The organism is Kitasatospora sp. NPDC056076 (assembly GCF_042266305.1).
Classification (GTDB): Bacteria; Actinomycetota; Actinomycetes; order Streptomycetales; family Streptomycetaceae; genus Kitasatospora.
In genome coordinates this window covers 1-1,087 of record NZ_JBHJWG010000141.1, presented here as the reverse complement: position 1 = coordinate 1,087, position 1,087 = coordinate 1, and the positions used below count along the sequence as shown (strand labels likewise).

Here is a 1,087-nt window from a genome sequence, read left to right as displayed (position 1 = left end):
GGTCTGCTTCAACTACCACGGCCAGTGGACCGCGCCCGCCGGCGGCGACTTCGCCCCGGCCGGCCCGGCGCCCGGCCGGGAGCTCGCCCCCGGCGAGCCGCTGGACCACCTGCTGGACGTCTCCGCCGTGGTCGCCGACGGCGAGCTGGAACTCACCTGGCACTACAGCGACCAGGTGCACGCGAGCGCCACCGTCCGCGCCCTCGCCGACGCCACCGCGGCCGCGCTGACCGCCGTCGTCGAGCACTGCGCCCGCCCCGGCGCGGGCGGCCGCACCCCCTCCGACTTCCCGCTCGCCGGGCTGGACCAGGCCGCCCTGGACCGGACCGTCGGCGACGGCCGGGACGTCGAGGACCTGCTGCCGCTCACCCCGCTCCAGGAGGGCATGCTCTTCCACCGCCTGGTCGGCGGCCCCGACGACGTCTACCTCGACCAGGCCGCCCTGCTGCTGGAGGGCGTCACCGACCCGCAGGCCTTCGCCCTGGCCTGGCAGCGGGTCACCGACCGCACGCCCGCCCTGCGCACCTCGGTGGTCTGGGAGGGCGTCCCCGCCCCGCTCCAGCTGGTGCGCCGCGGCGTCCGGCTGCCCGTCACGGTGCACGACCTGCGGGCCCTGGACCCGGCGCAGCGCGCCGAACGCCTGGAGCGGCTGCGCGCCGAGGACCTCGCCCTGGGCCTGGACATCGCCACCGCCCCGCTGACCAGGCTCACCCTGGTCCGGCTGCCGGAGGCCCGGCTGCAGCTGCTCTGGACCTCCCACCACCTGATCCTGGACGGCTGGAGCCTCGCCCAGGTGCTCACCGAGGTCTTCGAGGAGTACGCCGCCGTCACCACCGGCACCACCCCCGCCCCCGCGGTGCGCCGCCCCTTCGGCGACTACGTGCGCTGGCTGGCCGCCCAGGACGCCGCCGCCGCCCGGGCCCACTGGCGCGGCGTGCTGGCGGGCTTCGCCGGCGCCACCCCGCTGCCCGTCGACCGGGCCCGGCGCGAGGCCCACCGGGCCCGCTCGGCGCAGAGCCACCGCGCGGGCCTGTCCGAGGAGGTCTCCGGACGGCTCGCCGACACGGCCCGCCGGGCCGGGCTCACC

At 78.5% G+C, this 1,087-nt stretch carries 1 protein-coding gene; it reads left to right on the top strand.

Annotated features, from left to right (window positions below):
• The coding region (locus ACFC1T_RS38470; RefSeq protein WP_375897478.1) for a condensation domain-containing protein at positions 1-1,087 on the top strand (1,087 nt) is incomplete at both ends.